Here is a 17547-nt window from a genome sequence, read left to right as displayed (position 1 = left end):
ATGTTGTTTGTTGCAACCTAAAAAGGTACTTTTATAAAAGTACCTTTTTTTTAAGACAATAATGATTGAATTTGTAGCGACTACCGAGCAAGACAAAGCCTATTTACTCGAGTTAAGGTTAAATACCATGGTTGAGCACTTAGAGAATCAGGGATTATTTTTATCACTTGAGCAGCATCAAGCAAGAGTGGCAGAGCACTTTGAGCACAGTCATTTAGTGTTAAATAACGGGCAATGTGTAGGCGCTGCTAAGTTCATAGTTAGTGAGCAAGCAATTAGTTTATTACAGCTACAAATTGCACCTAAACAGCAGGGCAAGGGGCTAGGCACTCAGGTGTTAGATGCACTAAAAGCGCAAACATCAGAAATTAATTTAACGGTGCTAAAAGCTAATCCAGCGTATGGGCTATATCAACGGGCAGGGTTTAAAACTCTAGGCGAAGATGACTACGAGTTTCATATGCAGTGGCAAAAATAAATACAGCAGAAATAAAAAAGGGCGCTGTTAAGAATAACTAAGCGCCCAATTTTGACTATTTCTTTTCTTCGTCAGGTAAAGTGACGTTTAGCTCAAGTACCGCTAAGTCATCTTCGTTTTGGTCAAACTGCACCTGAACTGCATCACTGTTTACATTCACGTATTTACGAATAACATCAAGGATGTCTTGTTTTAGCTGTGGTAAATAATCTGGTGTACCACGCTGTGAACGTTCGTGCGCGACGATGATCTGCAATCGCTCTTTTGCAAGTGACGCACTGCTTTTCTTTTCTGAGCGGAAGTAGTCAAGTAAAGACACATTAACCTCCAAAAATCCGTTTAAATAAGCCTTTCTTCTCTACGTCTAAGAAACGAAAATCAACAGTTTCGCCTAATAAACGATTGATAGCATCAGTGTACGCTTGGCCTGCATCCGATTCAGAATCTAAGATAACCGGTTGACCAGAGTTTGATGCACTAAGTACAGCTTGTGATTCTGGAATAACGCCCAGTAGTTTAATCGCTAAGATTTCTTGTACGTCTTCTACCGAAAGCATTTCGCCTTTTTCAACACGCTCAGGATTATAGCGAGTTAATAGTAAGTGTTCTTTAACGCTTTCAAGGCCTTCTTCAGCACGTTTTGATTTGCTGTGTAAAATACCTAGGATACGGTCAGAGTCACGTACTGATGATACTTCTGGATTAGTTGTTACAATCGCTTCGTCAGCGAAGTACATTGCCATCATTGCACCGGCTTCGATACCTGCTGGTGAATCACACACAATGTAATCAAAATCTTTTTTCAGCTCGTTTAGTACACGCTCAACACCATCACGGGTAAGGGCATCTTTATCGCGGGTTTGTGAAGCAGGTAAAATATGTAACTTATCAACGCGTTTATCTTTGATAAGCGCTTGGTTAAGGTTTGCTTCACCATTGATTACGTTTACGAAATCATAAACAACGCGGCGCTCACAACCCATGATAAGGTCAAGATTACGCAGACCAATATCAAAATCGATAATAACGGTTTTAAAGCCCTTAAGCGCTAAACCTGTGCCAATCGCAGCACTCGATGTGGTTTTACCAACACCACCTTTACCAGAAGTAACGACAATCACTTTTGCCATGAGATTTATCCTTTAACCAAAGCTGAAATTTCTAATGAATCATTTTTTTGTTGGATTTGTACTGCGCTACCCCAGTGTTCACCCTGAAGAGAGTCGCTGATCCAATAACTACCATTAATTGAAACAAGTTCTGCTTCTAATTTTTGGCAAAATATATGTGCTTCGTTGTAACCTTTTGCCCCTGCAATTGCACGGCCGCGAAGGGTGCCATAAATGTGCACGTTACCGTCGCTTATTACTTCGGCTCCATGACTTACAGAACCAATCACGATTAGGTCGCGGTCTTTTGCGTATACTTGCTGACCAGAGCGTACAGTGCCGCTAATAACCTGCGCAGGCAAATGAACGGTTTTTTCAACGATAGATGTATTTGTTTGTTGTTTAGCGGTTGCACCCTTAACGTCTTGTGAATAATTTAACACCGACAGGCCTGCAGCTTTCGCGCTTTCGTTTTGCTCTTGAGAGCCATTGCAAACGCCAACAGGGTTTAGCGAAAGACCGCTTAACATTGATTTTAAGAATGAGAAATCAAGTGTTTCGTCTTGTATGTCACTTAAGTTAATTACGATGGGGGCACCAGCAAAAAACTTAGGTGCTTGGGCGATTTTCTCATCTAACTGCTTACTTAAGAGGGATGTATCTGCTGAAAATAAATGTAAAACAGATAACGTAAAAAGGTTCCCTTTTAGCTCAAAAATTTGTTCCGACATACACGCTCAATTGATTTGTTTTGATTAGTATAGTTTGTATATAAACACAGGCTGAACAAGGCATACACAGTAAAAACTAATCTATTTTTTCTAACTTATTATTTGACTCATGTTATAGTGTGCGACTTCGTTAAGCAAGATATTATAGGGCCATAATGCTAACTGCGGTGTATAAAAGTATTAAAAAAGCGGATACTTACCTTTTTATTGAAAAAAGAGACGATTTTGGTCGTGTTCCTGAACCTTTACTAGAAACGTTTGGTCAACCTAAATACGTAATGATGATCAATCTTGCTAGTCGTGAAAAGTTAGGTTTTGCAGATATCGAAACGGTTAAGCAAGCGTTAATTGATAAAGGTTTCTACTTACAATTACCACCGCCAGAAGAAAACCTGTTAACCCAATTCAAAAAAAACAAGGGAGTTGAGAGTGATTAAAAAACTTGCCGTTATTTTACTTAGTGCCTCTTTGAGCACATCAGTACTGGCAGAAGAAAAAACCCAAGCTGATTTTGACGTTTACGTTGCTGCATTAAAAAAAGAAGCAATTGAAAAGGGCTATGATCAAGCCTTAATCGAGCAAGCATTCGCAACGGCTAAATTTAAAAAGAAAGTAATCTCAGCAGATAAAAATCAGCCAGAAGTAAAAGAAACCCTCGAAACCTATTTACCTAAACGTGTGCCGCAATGGAAAATTGACCGCGCGCGTAAGTTATACAAAGAAAACCAAGACGTTCTAGAAAAAGTAGCCAAAGAATACGGCGTTCAAGCACGTTTTATTGTGGCACTTTGGGGCCTTGAAAGTAACTTCGGTAAAATCCAAGGTGGTCACAGTGTCATTGCATCATTAGTAACACTTGCTTTTGATGGCCGCCGCGAAACTATGTACAAAAACCAACTTTGGGCAGCGCTTGATATCTTAAAAGAGGGTCACATTACCCTTGATAAGTTTAAAGGCTCGTGGGCTGGTGCAATGGGTCAAACGCAGTTTATGCCAACCTCATTTAACGCTTACGCTGTTGATTACAATGGTGATGGCCGCAAAGATATTTGGACCACAGAAGAAGACGCATTCGCTTCAATCGCCAATTACTTAAAGCAAGCAGGGTGGAACGATGATTTAACCTGGGGTCGCCAAGTTAAATTACCTGAAGGCTTCGATAATTCAAATATTCTTAAACGTGGCACTAAAACCCGCAGCCAATGGTTAGAGTATTGGAAAGATTCAGAGCGCAGCCTTGCTGATTGGCAAGCTCTTGGTGTTCGTAAAATGGATGGTAGCGACTTACCAAACGTTGATATTACCGCCGCAATGGTAATGCCTGATGACGTAAACGGTCGTATGTATTTAGCCTACGATAACTACAAAGCACTTATGCACTGGAATCGCTCGTATTACTTTGCTACTAGTGTTGGTTACTTATCTGACCGCATCGGTTACCCAGCGATTAAGTAATTGATTAATAAAAGTTAGCAAGGTCCAAGGGTAAAGCTACAAGTTTTACCCGAGCAACTTGCTAACTTATTCGGCGTTAAAACGCCTCCTACGCCGAGAAATTGTATTGGTGTAGGTCGTCATTTATGGCGACACAATCTTGAACATTTTTTGTAGGAACGGCTTCAGCCGTGAATCTTTAAATGTTCAGCGTTGAAACGCCTCCTACAAACTCGCAAACTTTCCCCTCGATAAAACCTTTAAACGTTTACATTGAGTACTTTTTGCAGTGCTTCTACGTTTTTACAGCCAAGATATATGTTTTTTCCGTCAGTTAAAGTTATTTTAACGGCTTTTCCAACTGAGGCATTATATAACCAGCCATCACTTAGCATACGTATACCAATTCCTTGATACCATTTTGTTTGGTATGCAGAAGTATCGGCAATCTGAGATAATTCAACACTTTTGCTAATAATCCCAAACCCAAAATACCAACGAAGCGTTTGCTCATTGATGACTATTGTTAGTGAAAAGAACAACAAAGTAATAAGCAGGTTTATCGATAATATAATTATTTTGAGGCCAGCCAGTTCAGGCGATAAAATTATAAAGGCACTAATCACTAATAAAATAATAATTAACGAGTAATTTATTTCTGTCTGTTTATACATAGATAAATATCCTTTTAAGTCAGAACGTAAATAAACACTTAATTATTAGTATAGCAAAGGCAAGAGCAGATATGATTACCCGTTCAAACGCGCTAAAGCACGACCTACAAAACATCGTAGGAACGGCTTCAGTCGTGAATCTTTGGATGTTTGGCTTTAAAGGCCTCTGTTGAGGGATTATATTGATGTAGGTCGTCATTTATGGCGACACAATCTTGAATGCTTTCTCAAATGACGCGCTAAAGCACGACCTGCAAAACATCGTAGGAACGGCTTCAGCCGTGAATCTTTGGATGTTTGGCTTTAAACGACTCCAACACCGAAGGGGATATTGGCGTAGGTCGTCATTTATGACGACACAATCTCGAATATTTTCTCAAATGACGCGCTAAAGCACGACCTACAAGAGTACGCGCGAAACAAGTTTCACGCCTACAAGGTCAAACTTGCTAACTTACTCACTCTTCGCCGGCTTTTTCAAAATCTTATCTTTAAAATCAAGTACCTTGCCAATGCCAGAACCCAGTTTCATTAGGCTTTGAAGCTGCTCAGGGCTTAAGCGTTGTAGCTCTGCAGACCATTTGGTTACAGTTTCGAGCAGGTCGTGAATTTCTTGCATTTGCTGCTGAGCAAAGCGCTCATCATCAGTGTGGGCTTCTTCTAAAATGTTATCGCGAAGCAGGCTAAGGGTTGGGTCTATCTCGCGCTTTTTACGCTCTTCGAATACGCGGTTGGCCATATCCCAAATGCTGCCAGCAGGGCCGTAGTATTCTTTACGGTCACCGGGAATATGGTGCACTTTAATTAAGCGCCAAGACTGTAGCTCTTTAATACCCATACTTACGTTTCCGCGCGAGATACTTAAGGTATCGGCAATTTCATTGGCGGTCATTGGCTCTTTAGTAATGGTTAATAATCCACACATTTGACCAATGGTGCGGTTAAAGCCCCAACGGCTACCCATTTCACCGCAGTGCATAACAAAAGCTAAGTTTTTTTCAGATAGGCTCATAATTTTTAGTATTCAAAAATTTCAGAAATTAAATGCTAGCACGCTCGGGGTATAACTAAAAGAAATAGCCACTATTCTATGTTATACGACTAAAGTCTAAATTTTAAGTTAGTTAGTTGATTTTACTAACGGTTAAACAGAAAGTGTGATTTGTACAAAAAATAAACAACTTGCTCTGTATCAATTTTGGTTACAATCGTTTGCATTATCGTATAAGCTCAAAGTGCTCAATCTAAATAATACCACGGAGGAATGTTATGAAAGCTGCAATAAATAAAGAATACAAAGGTAAGCTAACTATTGAGGATATTCCATGCCCTGAGGTAGGGATAAACGATGTGTTAGTTAAAATAGCGGCGTGCGGTGTGTGTCACACTGATTTACATGCATGCCATGGGGATTGGCCTGTAAAACCTAAAATGCCATTAGTACCTGGTCATGAAGGAGTCGGTACAATTGAAAAAGTAGGGGCTAATATAAAGCACTTGTCTGTAGGCGATAGAGTAGGGATCCCTTGGCTGTATAGTGCGTGCGGGCATTGTGATTACTGCTTAGAAGGCAAAGAAACCTTATGCCTTGAGCAGCACAACACAGGTTATTCAATAGACGGTGGTTACGCTGAGTATTGTGTTGCACATGGTGACTTTGTTGTAAAAGTACCAGACGGATTAAGCTTTGCGGAGGCTGCGCCATTATTTTGTGCCGGCGTTACAACGTACAAAGCATTAAAAGTAACGGGTGCAAAAGCAGGTGATTGGGTTGCAATTGTCGGTGTGGGTGGCCTTGGCCACTTAGCGGTGCAGTACGCAAAAGCGATGGGCTTTAACGTAATTGCCGTTGATACTGGTGAAAGCAAACTTAACCTTGCTAAAGAGCTTGGTGCAGATATTACCATTGATTTTATGAAGCAAGTACCATCAGAAACTATTTTTGAGCAAGTGGGTGGTGCGCATGGTGTTGTATGTACAGCAGTATCAAAACCAGGTTTTGAGCAAGCCTATAAAAGTGTACGCCGTGGCGGTAAATGCGTGTTAGTCGGTTTACCACCAGAAGAGATGCCATTGCCTATTTTCGACACTGTTTTAAATGGTGTGTCTGTCGTAGGCTCAATCGTTGGTACGCGTAAAGACTTAAAAGAATGTCTCGACTTTGCCGCCAAAGGTAAAGTTAAAGCCATTATTGAAGAAAAACGCTTAGAAGATATCAACGATATTTTTGACGACATGCTAAAAGGAGATATCACAGGCCGAATCGTGATCACGCTTTAAGCTTGTGTCTGTTATCAAGTACTGTCAGGTTTGGTTGAGTGATTCAATTGAATCTGACAGTTTTTCATATGCTAAAAGTAGTGTATTGTAACTCGTTATTGCCCCAAAATAAGTTAGGTTAAATGCTCTAACTGCTGCTTTGAGCAATCAAGAAACGGTCCAAGCCCTACACATTGAATGATAAGTTAACGCATCTTTAATAATAGCTAGAAAATTTTGCTTAATGGGCTTACAACACCGTTTGCTCCTTGTTGTAAAACATGGGTGTAAATCTGTGTGGTTTTGACATCAGAATGGCCCAATTGTGCTTGAACGGTGCGAATATCGGCGCCACTTTGCAATAGGTGCGTTGCAAATGAATGGCGCAAGGTATGAGACGTAATAACCTTTGTAATATTGGTTTGCTTTAATGCTTTTTTAATCGCTTTTCTAACACATGTAGGGTGGAAATGGTGGCGACGTATCTCGCCAGTTTCTTGGTCATCACTTAATTTGTAGGAAGGAAATAAGTATTGCCACGCTAGTGATTTATTAGCTGAGGGATATTTACGAGTTAAAGCGTTAGGCATCCACACACCTGCGTATCGCTCGTTTTGTAAATCTAATCTTAAATATTCTTCAACTTGCAAAATTTGATTTCTAAGTAGTGGGATCAACTCCGTTGCAAGAGTAACTATACGATGCTTGTTGCCTTTTCCGTTCCAAATTTGAATGCATTTGTAATCAAAATCAATGTCCTTTACTCGCAATTGCACCGCTTCCATCACACGCAAACCACTTCCATACATTAACCCCGTGATTAAGTAATATCGCTTGGAAAGATGACTCATCAATTGCTTTACTTCATCATGCGTCATCACTACAGGCAGCTTGGGTTGTCGATTACTTCGTGCAAAATTCAAGTTTAAAGAAAGCTCATTTTTGACAATATGTTTATATAAAAAAGCGAGCGCATTTAAAGCTGCACTTTGTGTTCTAGGTGACATATTACGTTTTAATACAATATGGTCTAAAAACGCTTTGACTTCTGCATCTCCCATTGAGCTTGGGTGACGTTTGTTGTGAAAGTGAATAAATTTTGCGATCCAACCTAATAAGCGTTAATTGTTCTTAATGAATACTGACGAGTGAGCATATAGTATAGTCTGCAATGTAGTTTAAATAAGGAGAGCGAGTTTTCATTTTCATTCCTTTGAAATGAATCTGTATATATATACAATTTTAGCTCAGTCGCTCGTATAGTCAAGAAAACGACCCAATCGCTCGTTTTTATCCTGAGGTAAAAGCGAGAACTCCTAAATTTTAATAACACTGGTAATTAGTTAACAAGTTTGTTAGAAATAATCTAATAAGAAAAACGAGCTACGCTGTGGTAGAAAAACGCGCGATTAGCTCGCTATAAACATGTTATATTGCTTAGGAGCATATGGATAATTTCGAGAAAATCAGGAAGATTATTCCTTTGTGGTACGCTCAAAGGAAATGGGCTGAAGAACTGTTAGTTCAATCTTTCCAATTAGAAAAAGCCGAAGATATACTTCAACCGAAATACCGTGGAGCAAATCCAATTCCAGGAACAAATTGGATGTACCGTACCCATGGCATTGGTGTTGACATATATCGAACTGCGGACGTTGGTGGAATTGATTTCGACTTTAACAAAATAGATCCCGACGAATGGCGCTTACGAGTATTCTTTGAAAAACAATATAATGAAGGTAACTTACCTTTAGCAGATTATCGTGAACTGTATGAAGATGAAGGCTTATTGCAATGTGCAGTCGAGCAGGCATTAAAGTAGTCGCAATATAACAAACGCATTAAGGGTGGACGCAAAAAGCTTGGCTTGCGCTCGTTCCTCGCTAATTTTAGCCAAGCTTTATTGCGCCACTTATGCGGGCGTTATGTAGCCAAGGATAGATCGGCGTTTGTATGACCTACGAAGAATTTTATTACAGTATTGATTGCAATTTTCCTTATCACAATGAAAGTGAATGGAAACGAATTATTCAGCAATCTATCGAGATTGGTGGTGACGCTCCCTTTATGGTGCTGCACGAAATATGTAGAGTGCCAGCATCAGAAAAAATCGAAGAAGCTAAGCACCTACAAATGTACTATTTCTGGAAAGAGTCCTTTTCTAGTCCTGTACAAAAAATCGTTGAACCTGCTGCACTCTCATATATTAATAAAGAGGAGCTAACTGACAACGAGGCACTGGAGATTATGGTCAAACTTTCAAAGTTTCCAAACTCGTACAATGCTCTTCAAGTAGTTTTATTTTCGTGCCCCGATGATGAAGAGTTGGTTGACGAAAAGTATGAAGAAATTGTTAGTATGTGGAAGTCGGCTACATAACAAGCCATTGCAGTGCGGGACTTTTAACAGTTGGCTTTCCTCACTACGTTCGTTATTTTAGCCAACTATTAAAAGCCCCTGAATGGGGCGTTATACAACAAAGGAAGAGTATGTTTATTAATAAAGTCATTAGCTTTAATTCATCATGGAACCAACTATTACAAAAAGATAAAGCATATGATGATATATGTTCTGTAATCTCTAGATTTAATGAAGATACTCTCTCGGATTCAACTTATTCTAGTTCTCCATACGACGCTAAAAAAGATAGCTCCGAAAAGATGGAAATAATGCCTTACAACCTTCACCGTTGTTGGGAGAATATGTCTGAAGAATTGGGTTGGTCTAGTTACAGAATGAGGTCCGAAACTCCAGGTGGAATTAACTTATACATTAGGCATTTTAAAGACGGTGTAGCTACAAAAATGATGGCTGCTGACAGAATGATGAGTTTTCCTAGCTGGGTTCTTGTGGAAACTCCAAAAATTGTAAGTTCAGAATTTTGTGATCTTTCTGTATTAATAGCACCAATGGAGTCTGTAAGGGAGCTCTACGAAAATCCGAGAAGAGCGATGCCACATTTCTTTTTTGAAAGGGCTTTGGCACAACTTGAGGACCTTATGCCTATCAATCAGGAAACTCCGTTCTTAATAATTGGCATTTCAACGGAAGAAACAGAGTTGGAGGTCATAGAGTATTCTTCTCAAAGCTCACAAAATGTGATCGAAAGGGTGCTTGAATTTCCAAAAGAGCATTACCAAGCAGGTGTAGGAATTCTTTCCTATTTTGGAGAGATCGTTAAACAGAAATACCCTGATATAAATGTGAAAGTTAGAATAGAACAAGACGGTAATGTTGTTCGGATGATTGTTGATTCACCATGTGGAACTAAAGAAATAATTGAAGAAACACTTGAAGACTATGCCCTTGTGGTTAGAAAAAAAGCTGAGCCTGAGTCTTTGCTTGAAGATAAGTTGCAAATTCAACAATTAACCAACAAGCTACAAATCGCGGAATTAGAAGTCAGGCAAACCGCTAGTTTACTGCAAATTGCGGAAAAGTATTCAGACAATAGAATCGAGTCTCTCGAAAATGAAGTTAATTTTCTTCGTAAACAAGTTGGTGATCAAATGCATCATATGGGAACATCACAAAACTTAATGCTTCATCAGTCTAAAAAAGAAGAAAAATTGTTAGTAATGCAATTGGAGCATAACAAAAGAACTCTAGATGAACTGATACAGGACTCGTCAACAAGGTCAGAGTTAAAAAACGCACTGCAAACACTACAAGGAATTTTAGTGAAAGGAGCCGAGGAGGCTGATGAAGTCAAAGCAAAAGATGCTCTAATGGTAATTCGTGATAGCTCCACTGAAACATTTGATGATTTGTCCGAGGCATTAAAAGGAACTATGTATGGAGTCAGTGGAAACATAGTTTTTCAATGGCTGCAGCAAGTGGCGACATTTGTTGTATAACAAGTCAATTCAGCAGGACAAAAAACTGTTGGTTTTGCTCCTTCGTCGCTAATTTTAACCAACTGTTTTTAGCCTCTGATTGAGGCGTAAGGCATTCACGATGGTTCGCGACAACACTTATATCAAAATTAAACCAAAAGAAGTTCCAGAACCAGAATCACTCGATGAAAAAGAAGTTTACGCTTTTTTTGGTTTGGCTTCTTATACGGCACAATGTTTAGAAAAAGCTTTGGTAAATTTAGCTTTTACATACTCTCTCACTGATAAAAATATAGTGACTCAAGAAGAATGGGATGCTCTTTTTGAGGACATAAATAAAAATACATTTGGTCGCTTGTTAGGGATGGTAAAAAAAGAGCTTAGTACCTCTGATGAGGTGTTAGCGGAATTGAAACAAGCCTTAGATAAAAGAAATTGGTTAGCTCATGACTATTTTTTTGATTCTATTGGTCAATTTCATACTGAGTCAGGACGTATGACAATGATTAAAGAATTAACTGAAATGATAAAGCTATTCAATAAATGGGACCAATTTATTGAAGGTGTCTACTTACACATCTGGCAACAGCATGGTTTAACAGAAGAGGTTATTTTAAGGGAAATAGAAAAGCTCAAGGCTGAGAATGCCTAACAAACGCCTCAACAAAGGACGTTAGGCATACAGGGAGTTGCGCGTGTGATCACTTTCAGAGTAGCTTTTCCAATAACTGAGGTTCATATCAACGAAACTTTGAACACAGGAGAGCCATTGCAGAGATATTTGGAAAGATGTGCAAAGAGCAAGCGGTGTAAAATTGATGTAAATAAAGTCTCTGGCGGAGTCAGAGAAATGCATATTCGCTGTACCAGCGAATTAGACCAAATTGCTTTGGAGCTATGTTGCGGAAACGAGTTAAAGAAATGGAAAATCACATGAAATCAGCAGCGTGCCTAACAAGTCAAACCAGCAAGGGCCTTCGGCCGGGACTCGCTAACTCTCGCCCCTGTTTGAGACGTTACTGATTAAATACTCTAACGTGTTTTTGTCCAACAACAAGCTACTACTCAAACTCGCTTTCACTAAACAATAAAGCGCGACTTAACTAAGCCGCGCTTTTTGCTATCAATTCACAATTAAAGTGTGTAGCTAAAGGTTAATTTAGCATTACGCTCTTCACCTGGCATACCGCCTAAGAACATGGCTTTTGAGTAATAGGTTTTGTTAAACAAGTTATTTAGGTTTAACTGTAGTTTCCAATCATCTGTTTGGTATTGAATTGCGGCGTCGTACACCGTGTAGCTTGGTACGTAGCCATCAGGAATGCCAAACGAGGTTGAATGAGTGCTGCGGTCATCAACATATTGCACGCCTGCGCTAATTGTCAGTGGCTCGGCTAAATCAAACCATTTAGCGTCATAGCTTAACCAGCTGCTTGCCGTTACATAAGGCACACCCTTTTGGCGAGAATCAAAGCTTGATAAATTTGGATTTTGCTTATCGCGGGCGTCTTGATACACCGCGTTTACGTTAAGTTTCCACTGCTCGTTTAAATCAGCATTTAGATCAAGTTCAACACCTTTGGTTTGCTCTTCACCATCGTAAAAGCTTTTTGGTACTGAGGCATCAGATAAACCGGCTTCGTAATCTGGGTTGGCATACTCAAGGTTTGTACGGGCACTATCAAATACCACAAGTGAGGCTAGTAGTTGATCGTCAAAGGCTTTTACACGCATACCAATGTCGTTACTTACTGACTCTGCGTCATCGCGGTCAGCTTCGTTACCCGATACACTACCAAGTACGCTGTAGGCTGTGCGGCCTTTAGAGTGGTTTACAAAGAACGAAATATCATCGGTCAGTTTGTAGGTTGCACCTAGGTTGTAGGTCATACCGCTGTCTGATGTATCTGCTTCTGGCGTTGGCTCGGCGGCACTTGCACGGTAGCGTGCATCAACACCAAAGTGTTCGTAGCTTTGTTTGATACGGTTAAAGGCAACGCCTACTCGGGTTGTAAAGGTATCGTGAATATAGGCAACATGTTGAATACCCACACCCCAAGCCTGAACCTTTTTATTGTAATCGCTGGTTTTTAGCGGGTCGTAATCAAAAAAACTGCCTTCGCCCCAGTTTGGGTTACGAATATCAAAAATGTAAGGTAATTGACCTTGGTAAATAACCTCTCCATCTTTGTTTTTAATGACCTGATCAGCATCGTAAATTGAGTATTGTTTAAAACGAATATCGCGGTCTTCGTAGTTGGCGTTTACCAGTAGTTCGTTATCGATTCCGGCAAAGCTAAAGTCATAACGCAAGTCAGCAAAGTATTGCCATGATTTTTCGTCTGCTTCTACCTGGCGGTACTCTTGGCGACGCGCTGCAAATGGGTAAAGTACGTCATCAACCACTAAAGGAGCGCGCGGATCGGCATTGATCACGCCATTACGGTTCCAATAAACATAATTGTAAGCACCCGTTTGGCGGGCAAAGCTCGATTCGTAATTACGGTATTGTAGTTGCTGATTTAAAAATAAATTATCAGTAATAAAGTAGTTATGAGTTAACTTAAAGCGTAGCTCTTCGCCTTCGTTATCATTTGCCATTGGCGAGATAATACCGTTATGACCAAAGGTATAAGGTGTTAGGCCATCATTTGCTGCCAGTGAGTCTGCTAATTGTTGGCGTTGCTGTTCGGTTAGTTGCAGGCCTTTTGCCGTTGCATCGTTAATTAAATCGGCAGCGGTTACTTCACCTGCGGTTTTACCATTCACTGAGTCGCTGTTAAAAATACGAATAGGGTGGCCAATTGAATCAACAGCAATGGCATCTTTGATATAAGCGGCAGAAATCATGATGTCTTGTTTGTCGCTTAATACATATTTTAACGCGCCATAAATTTCATCGCGGTCGTCTTTTAAGTCGCGGTAGCCATCGCTGCGAGCGGTTTTTGCGTTAACGCGATAAGCAAGGTTCTCTGTTAATGCTGCTGTGCTATCAAAGCCTAGTGAGTAGCTATCCCATTGACCAAGCTCGGCATTAACGGTGTGTTTTTCAGTGAATTGTGGTTTCTTTTCAATAAGGTTGATAACACCGCCTGCGCTACCCATACCATATAAACCTGTTGCAGGGCCTTTAAGTACTTCTACAGATTCAACATTGGTCATTGAACGTGTTGGGTTAAAGGTGTTACCTAGGCCTGCACCGCCGTACATGCCATCGTAAGTATAGTTTGCACCCAAACCGCGGATCACTAAGTTATCGCCAATACCGTAGTTGTTACCAGCTTGGGTTACACCACTGATGTTACGCACTAAGTCTTGTAAGTTTGTTGCGCCTTGTGAGTTGATAAGCTCTTGATCAACAACCACTACAGGAGCTGGTGTTTCCATTAGGCTCATATTTGATTTAGTAGCTAGGCCAGAATCAAGTACTACACGGTTTTGTTTGTCGTATACGGTGATACGTTCAACAGAGTCTAAATCGTTGGCGTTTGCATTGAATGCGCTTAAGCAGGCTAGGGCTAAAATTGAGTATTTATGTGTCGTCATTATAGGTAAATTGTCGATGTTTTTCGGCAATGATAATGCGAGTTGTTTTCGTTTCAAGTTTTATTTATCTGTTTTGGGTAATTTATTAATTTAGATACGGATTGCTAACAACTGGTTTTATGGTTGGTAATCTTGTTTACGATATAGATACAAGAAAGGTTACTGGCTTCACTCATGCAAAGCCAGCAAAATAGCTTATTTAAAAACTTTGCCGTCTTTCATAACAAATTGTACATCTTCAAGTACTGCAATGTTTTCAAGCGGGTTGCCTTTAACGGCGATAATATCGGCTAAGAAACCGCTTTTGATTTGCCCAAGTTGATCATCCACTTTTAGCAGTTTAGCGCTATTGATGGTGGCAGACTGTAGGGCTTGCAGTGGTGTCATACCAAATTCAACCATACGCGAAAACTGCTTTGCGTTGTCGCCATGAGGGTAAATCGCAGCATCGGTACCAAATACCATGTTTACGCCTGCTTTTACTGCGCGGCTAAAGCTATCGCGTTGTTTTTTAGACACTTGGCGTTCTTTATTGAGGTTTTCTTCTGCAACCCCATTTTGTTCACCAAAGGTAAGAGTGTACTCAGTGTTGTAAATATCCATTGAGAACCAAGTGCCGTGTTTTTTCGCAAGTTTAATGGCTTCGTCATCAACAAAGCTAACGTGTTCAACACTGTCTACACCGGCAACAATGGCCGCTTTAATACCACTGGTACCATGCGCATGAGCAGCAACGGTTAGGCCGCGTAAATGAGCTTCGTCAACAATGGCGTTCATTTCGTCTTGGCTATATTGTTGAATACCCACTTTTGTGCCTTTTGAAAATACCCCGCCTGTAGCGCAAAACTTAATGGCATTAGCACCGTACTTAATGTTTTCACGTACTTTAGCGCGCACTGCCCATGGGCCATCGGCAACGCCTTCGGCGGTGTATTTCATTTCTGGTGGTAACCGGTTGTTATCACAGTGACCGCCAGTAACACCTAAAGATGGGCCAGCCGCCCAAATACGTGGGCCAATAATATCGCCTGAGTTAATGCCATCGCGTACTGCAATCACGCTGTAGCCTTCTGCGCCTAAGTTACGCAGCGTTGTAAAACCTGCATACAGTGTTTTTTCGGCAAAGTGTGCTGCTTTAATCGCTTTGCGCGGAATCGATTGACCAATTCGCTCACTGCGCGGCACGGTAGGGTCGCTTGTTAAATGCACATGCATATCCATTAAACCTGGCACCAGAGTCAGCTCTGGTAATTGAATATGCTTATCGCCGTCTTTTAAGTTTGGCTGTTTATTGCTTTGTACAGCTGTAATTTGACCATTATCTATACTGATAAGTGGTGATTTAATCAGTTTACCTGAATTTACATCTACCATGGCTTTTGCCGATAAGTAGGTGGTTGCGTAGGTATTTAAAGAGGTTAGGCAAGCAAGGCCTAGGCTAATAGCGAGAGCTGTCTTTTTCATTTTTATTCAAAATTGGTAAGTCGAGCCGCCACTCTAGCAATCAGCTTGTTAAGTGTAAATAAACTGCGATAAGTTGCAGCGCTACTTGCTAAATAGGGAACTAAACCCTCATAATTTACGCGTACTTAATATAAGGGCAGGGAAAGAATGAAAAACGTAAAACTAGCACTACTTAGTTCGGCGGTGATGTTTGCATTACTTGGTTGTAATGAATCAACGCCAAGCAACGAAAAACCAACTCAAGAAGTAAGCAAACAAGCGCCAAGCGCAACGTCAGCCAAAGAGCAACTTGATACATTACTAGCAGACTACTTTGAAGCAGGCTTAAAGTTTAATCCAATTGGCGGTACTTACATTGGTCGCAGCGAATATAACGACCAATTTATTGCACCTATTAGTAAAGCAAACCGCGACGAGCAGCTTAACTTTGTTAAAGAATACAAAAACAAACTAGCAAATATCGACAAAGCGCAATTATCAGGTCAGTCATTATTGAGCTACGAAATTCTAGCCCGCGATTTAGACCTTGCGATTGAAGGCGCTCAGTTTCCAAGTTACTTAATGCCAATTAACCAAATGGGCGGGGCGCATAATACCTTTGCTGCGTTAGGCTCTGGGCAAAGCGCACAGCCTTTTAACACGGTTGAAGATTATCAAGCATTTGAAAAACGTGCTGATGGTTTTATTGCTTGGTTAGACAGTGTTGAGCAATCAATGCGCCAAGGCATGAAAGAAAAAGTGGTTCTTCCTAAACCGCTTGCTGAAAAACTGTTACCGCAATTTCAAACTCATATTGTAGAAAAACCAGAAGAGTCATTATTCTGGGGGCCAATTGCTCAGTTACCTGAATCTTTCAGCGACGAGCAAAAAGCACAGCTAACAAGCGCGTACACGGCGATGATCAGCGAGCGTCTAGTGCCTGCGTATCAAAAAATGGCTGACTTTTTAGCGAATGAATATATTCCAAATGCCCGTGAAAGCATTGGTTATAGTGACCTACCAAATGGTAAAGCGTGGTATGAGTACCAAATTAAACAGCATACAACGCTGAGCTTAAACGCCGATGAAATTCATGATATTGGTTTAAGCGAAGTATCGCGCATTTTATCTGAGATGAAAAAAGTCAAAGAGACTGTCGGTTTTGAAGGCGATTTAAAAGCGTTTTTTGAACACCTAAGAACCTCAGATGAGTTTTACTACGATACGCCAGAAGAGCTAATTGCCGCGTACGAAGCAGTAAAAGAGAAGATTGATGCTAAGCTGCCGCAAATGTTCGATATTGCGCCAAAAGCGCCATACGTAGTTAAAGCAGTTGAAGATTTCCGCGCAGAATCTGCTGCGGGTGCATCTTACCAGTCGCCAGCACCAGATGGTTCGCGCCCAGGTATTTTCTATATCAATACTTTTAACCTAAAAGCGCAGCCCAAGTTTTTACTTGAAACCTTATCTATTCACGAAGCTGCGCCGGGTCACCACTTTCAAATTGCCTTGCAGCAAGAAATTGAAGGATTACCGTTATTCCGTAAATTTGGTGGCTACACGGTATTTGCAGAAGGTTGGGCATTGTATGCAGAAAGCTTAGGTAAAGAGCTTGGCTTATTTACCGACCCTTACATGTGGTACGGCCGTTTATCAGATGAGCAATTACGTGCAATGCGCTTAGTGCTTGATACAGGTTTCCACGCAAAAGGTTGGACACGTCAACAAGGTATTGATTACATGTTGGCTAACTCATCAATGGCCGAAAGTGACATTATCGCCGAAGTTGAGCGTTACATTGCATGGCCGGGCCAAGCGCTGTCGTACAAGTTAGGTCAGTTCAAAATTCAAGAACTACGTGACTACGCGAGCAAAGAGCTGGGCGATAAGTTCGACATTAAAGCTTTCCATACGCAAGTTCTAATTGATGGCGCATTACCTATGCCAATTCTTGAAGAGAAAATTAAGCGTTGGGTTAACGAGCAGTAGCTCAAACTCGCTAAACTTTGCGCGCATGCTGGCTTTACGCTAGAATGC

General features: G+C 40.7%; 16 protein-coding genes and 1 pseudogene. 9 read left to right on the top strand and 8 right to left on the bottom strand.

The annotated features are described in order from the left end of the window. Window positions 1-61 precede the first annotated feature (61 nt). Window positions 62-478 carry a GNAT family N-acetyltransferase gene (locus AAEU31_RS04610; protein ID WP_421966593.1) on the top strand — a complete coding sequence of 139 codons (417 nt, stop codon included), beginning with the start codon at window positions 62-64 and terminating at the stop codon, window positions 476-478. 55 nt (window positions 479-533) lie between these two features. Here AAEU31_RS04610 and minE read toward each other — a convergent pair whose 3' ends face one another. From minE to minC, 3 genes are read right to left on the bottom strand one after another with little or no spacing between them, the layout of a single operon-like run. Beyond that, window positions 534-797 carry a cell division topological specificity factor MinE gene (gene minE / locus AAEU31_RS04605; protein WP_135926433.1) on the bottom strand — a complete coding sequence of 88 codons (264 nt, stop codon included), beginning with the start codon at window positions 795-797 and terminating at the stop codon, window positions 534-536. Between the two features lies 1 nt (window position 798). Continuing rightward, window positions 799-1608 carry a septum site-determining protein MinD gene (gene minD / locus AAEU31_RS04600; protein WP_135926434.1) on the bottom strand — a complete coding sequence of 270 codons (810 nt, stop codon included), beginning with the start codon at window positions 1606-1608 and terminating at the stop codon, window positions 799-801. Window positions 1609-1613: 5 nt separating this feature from the next. Then, window positions 1614-2318: a septum site-determining protein MinC gene (minC, locus tag AAEU31_RS04595; RefSeq protein WP_135926435.1), complete on the bottom strand. Its 705-nt coding sequence runs from the start codon at window positions 2316-2318 to the stop codon at window positions 1614-1616. A 155-nt stretch (window positions 2319-2473) separates the two neighbouring features. Between minC and AAEU31_RS04590 the strand changes: the two genes are divergently transcribed. Both AAEU31_RS04590 and AAEU31_RS04585 read left to right on the top strand, forming a co-directional pair. Next, window positions 2474-2755, top strand: coding sequence for a YcgL domain-containing protein (locus AAEU31_RS04590; protein ID WP_135926436.1), 282 nt, complete (start codon window positions 2474-2476; stop codon window positions 2753-2755). Beyond that, on the top strand, window positions 2748-3773 hold the full coding sequence (locus AAEU31_RS04585; protein ID WP_135926437.1) for a lytic murein transglycosylase: 1026 nt from the start codon (window positions 2748-2750) through the stop codon (window positions 3771-3773). Before AAEU31_RS04590 ends, AAEU31_RS04585 begins: the two co-directional genes overlap by 8 nt. A 239-nt stretch (window positions 3774-4012) precedes the next feature. Here AAEU31_RS04585 and AAEU31_RS04580 read toward each other — a convergent pair whose 3' ends face one another. Both AAEU31_RS04580 and AAEU31_RS04575 read right to left on the bottom strand, forming a co-directional pair. Next, window positions 4013-4426, bottom strand: coding sequence for a hypothetical protein (locus AAEU31_RS04580; RefSeq protein WP_421966592.1), 414 nt, complete (start codon window positions 4424-4426; stop codon window positions 4013-4015). A 454-nt stretch (window positions 4427-4880) separates the two neighbouring features. Next, complete coding sequence (locus AAEU31_RS04575) at window positions 4881-5438, bottom strand: GbsR/MarR family transcriptional regulator (RefSeq protein ID WP_135926439.1); 558 nt, start codon at window positions 5436-5438, stop codon at window positions 4881-4883. A gap of 257 nt (window positions 5439-5695) precedes the next feature. Between AAEU31_RS04575 and adhP the strand changes: the two genes are divergently transcribed. Further along, window positions 5696-6706, top strand: a complete 1011-nt coding sequence (gene adhP, locus AAEU31_RS04570) for an alcohol dehydrogenase AdhP (protein WP_421966591.1) — start codon at window positions 5696-5698, stop codon at window positions 6704-6706. A 206-nt stretch (window positions 6707-6912) separates the two neighbouring features. Here adhP and AAEU31_RS04565 read toward each other — a convergent pair. After that, a pseudogene (locus AAEU31_RS04565) lies at window positions 6913-7888 on the bottom strand (integron integrase). Window positions 7889-8132: 244 nt separating this feature from the next. Between AAEU31_RS04565 and AAEU31_RS04560 the strand changes: the two are divergent. The 4 genes from AAEU31_RS04560 to AAEU31_RS04545 all read left to right on the top strand — a co-directional run bounded on the left by AAEU31_RS04560 (window position 8133) and on the right by AAEU31_RS04545 (window position 11173). Beyond that, window positions 8133-8507 carry a DUF6896 domain-containing protein gene (locus tag AAEU31_RS04560; protein WP_421966590.1) on the top strand — a complete coding sequence of 125 codons (375 nt, stop codon included), beginning with the start codon at window positions 8133-8135 and terminating at the stop codon, window positions 8505-8507. Between the two features lie 131 nt (window positions 8508-8638). After that, window positions 8639-9064, top strand: coding sequence for a hypothetical protein (locus AAEU31_RS04555; protein ID WP_235381888.1), 426 nt, complete (start codon window positions 8639-8641; stop codon window positions 9062-9064). Window positions 9065-9174: 110 nt separating this feature from the next. Beyond that, entirely contained in the window at window positions 9175-10542 is a 1368-nt protein-coding gene (locus tag AAEU31_RS04550; RefSeq protein ID WP_421966589.1) for a hypothetical protein, read from the top strand. Window positions 10543-10642: 100 nt separating this feature from the next. Then, on the top strand, window positions 10643-11173 hold the full coding sequence (locus AAEU31_RS04545) for a hypothetical protein (RefSeq protein WP_421966588.1): 531 nt from the start codon (window positions 10643-10645) through the stop codon (window positions 11171-11173). A 482-nt stretch (window positions 11174-11655) separates the two neighbouring features. Here AAEU31_RS04545 and AAEU31_RS04540 read toward each other — a convergent pair whose 3' ends face one another. Together AAEU31_RS04540 and AAEU31_RS04535 are read right to left on the bottom strand one after the other, a co-directional pair. Next, window positions 11656-14067, bottom strand: coding sequence for a TonB-dependent receptor (locus AAEU31_RS04540; protein WP_421966587.1), 2412 nt, complete (start codon window positions 14065-14067; stop codon window positions 11656-11658). Between the two features lie 195 nt (window positions 14068-14262). Then, window positions 14263-15531: a Xaa-Pro dipeptidase gene (locus AAEU31_RS04535; RefSeq protein WP_421966586.1), complete on the bottom strand. Its 1269-nt coding sequence runs from the start codon at window positions 15529-15531 to the stop codon at window positions 14263-14265. 147 nt (window positions 15532-15678) lie between these two features. On the opposite strand from AAEU31_RS04535, the gene AAEU31_RS04530 reads away from it, so the two are divergent. Then, a complete protein-coding gene (locus tag AAEU31_RS04530; RefSeq protein WP_421966585.1) occupies window positions 15679-17499 on the top strand; it encodes a DUF885 domain-containing protein in 1821 nt (606 codons plus the stop codon). Window positions 17500-17547 lie beyond the last annotated feature (48 nt).

The organism is Pseudoalteromonas thalassia, assembly GCF_049257215.1.
Taxonomy (GTDB): domain Bacteria; phylum Pseudomonadota; class Gammaproteobacteria; order Enterobacterales; family Alteromonadaceae; genus Pseudoalteromonas; species Pseudoalteromonas lipolytica_C.
This window is presented reverse-complemented; position numbering and strand designations above follow the sequence as displayed.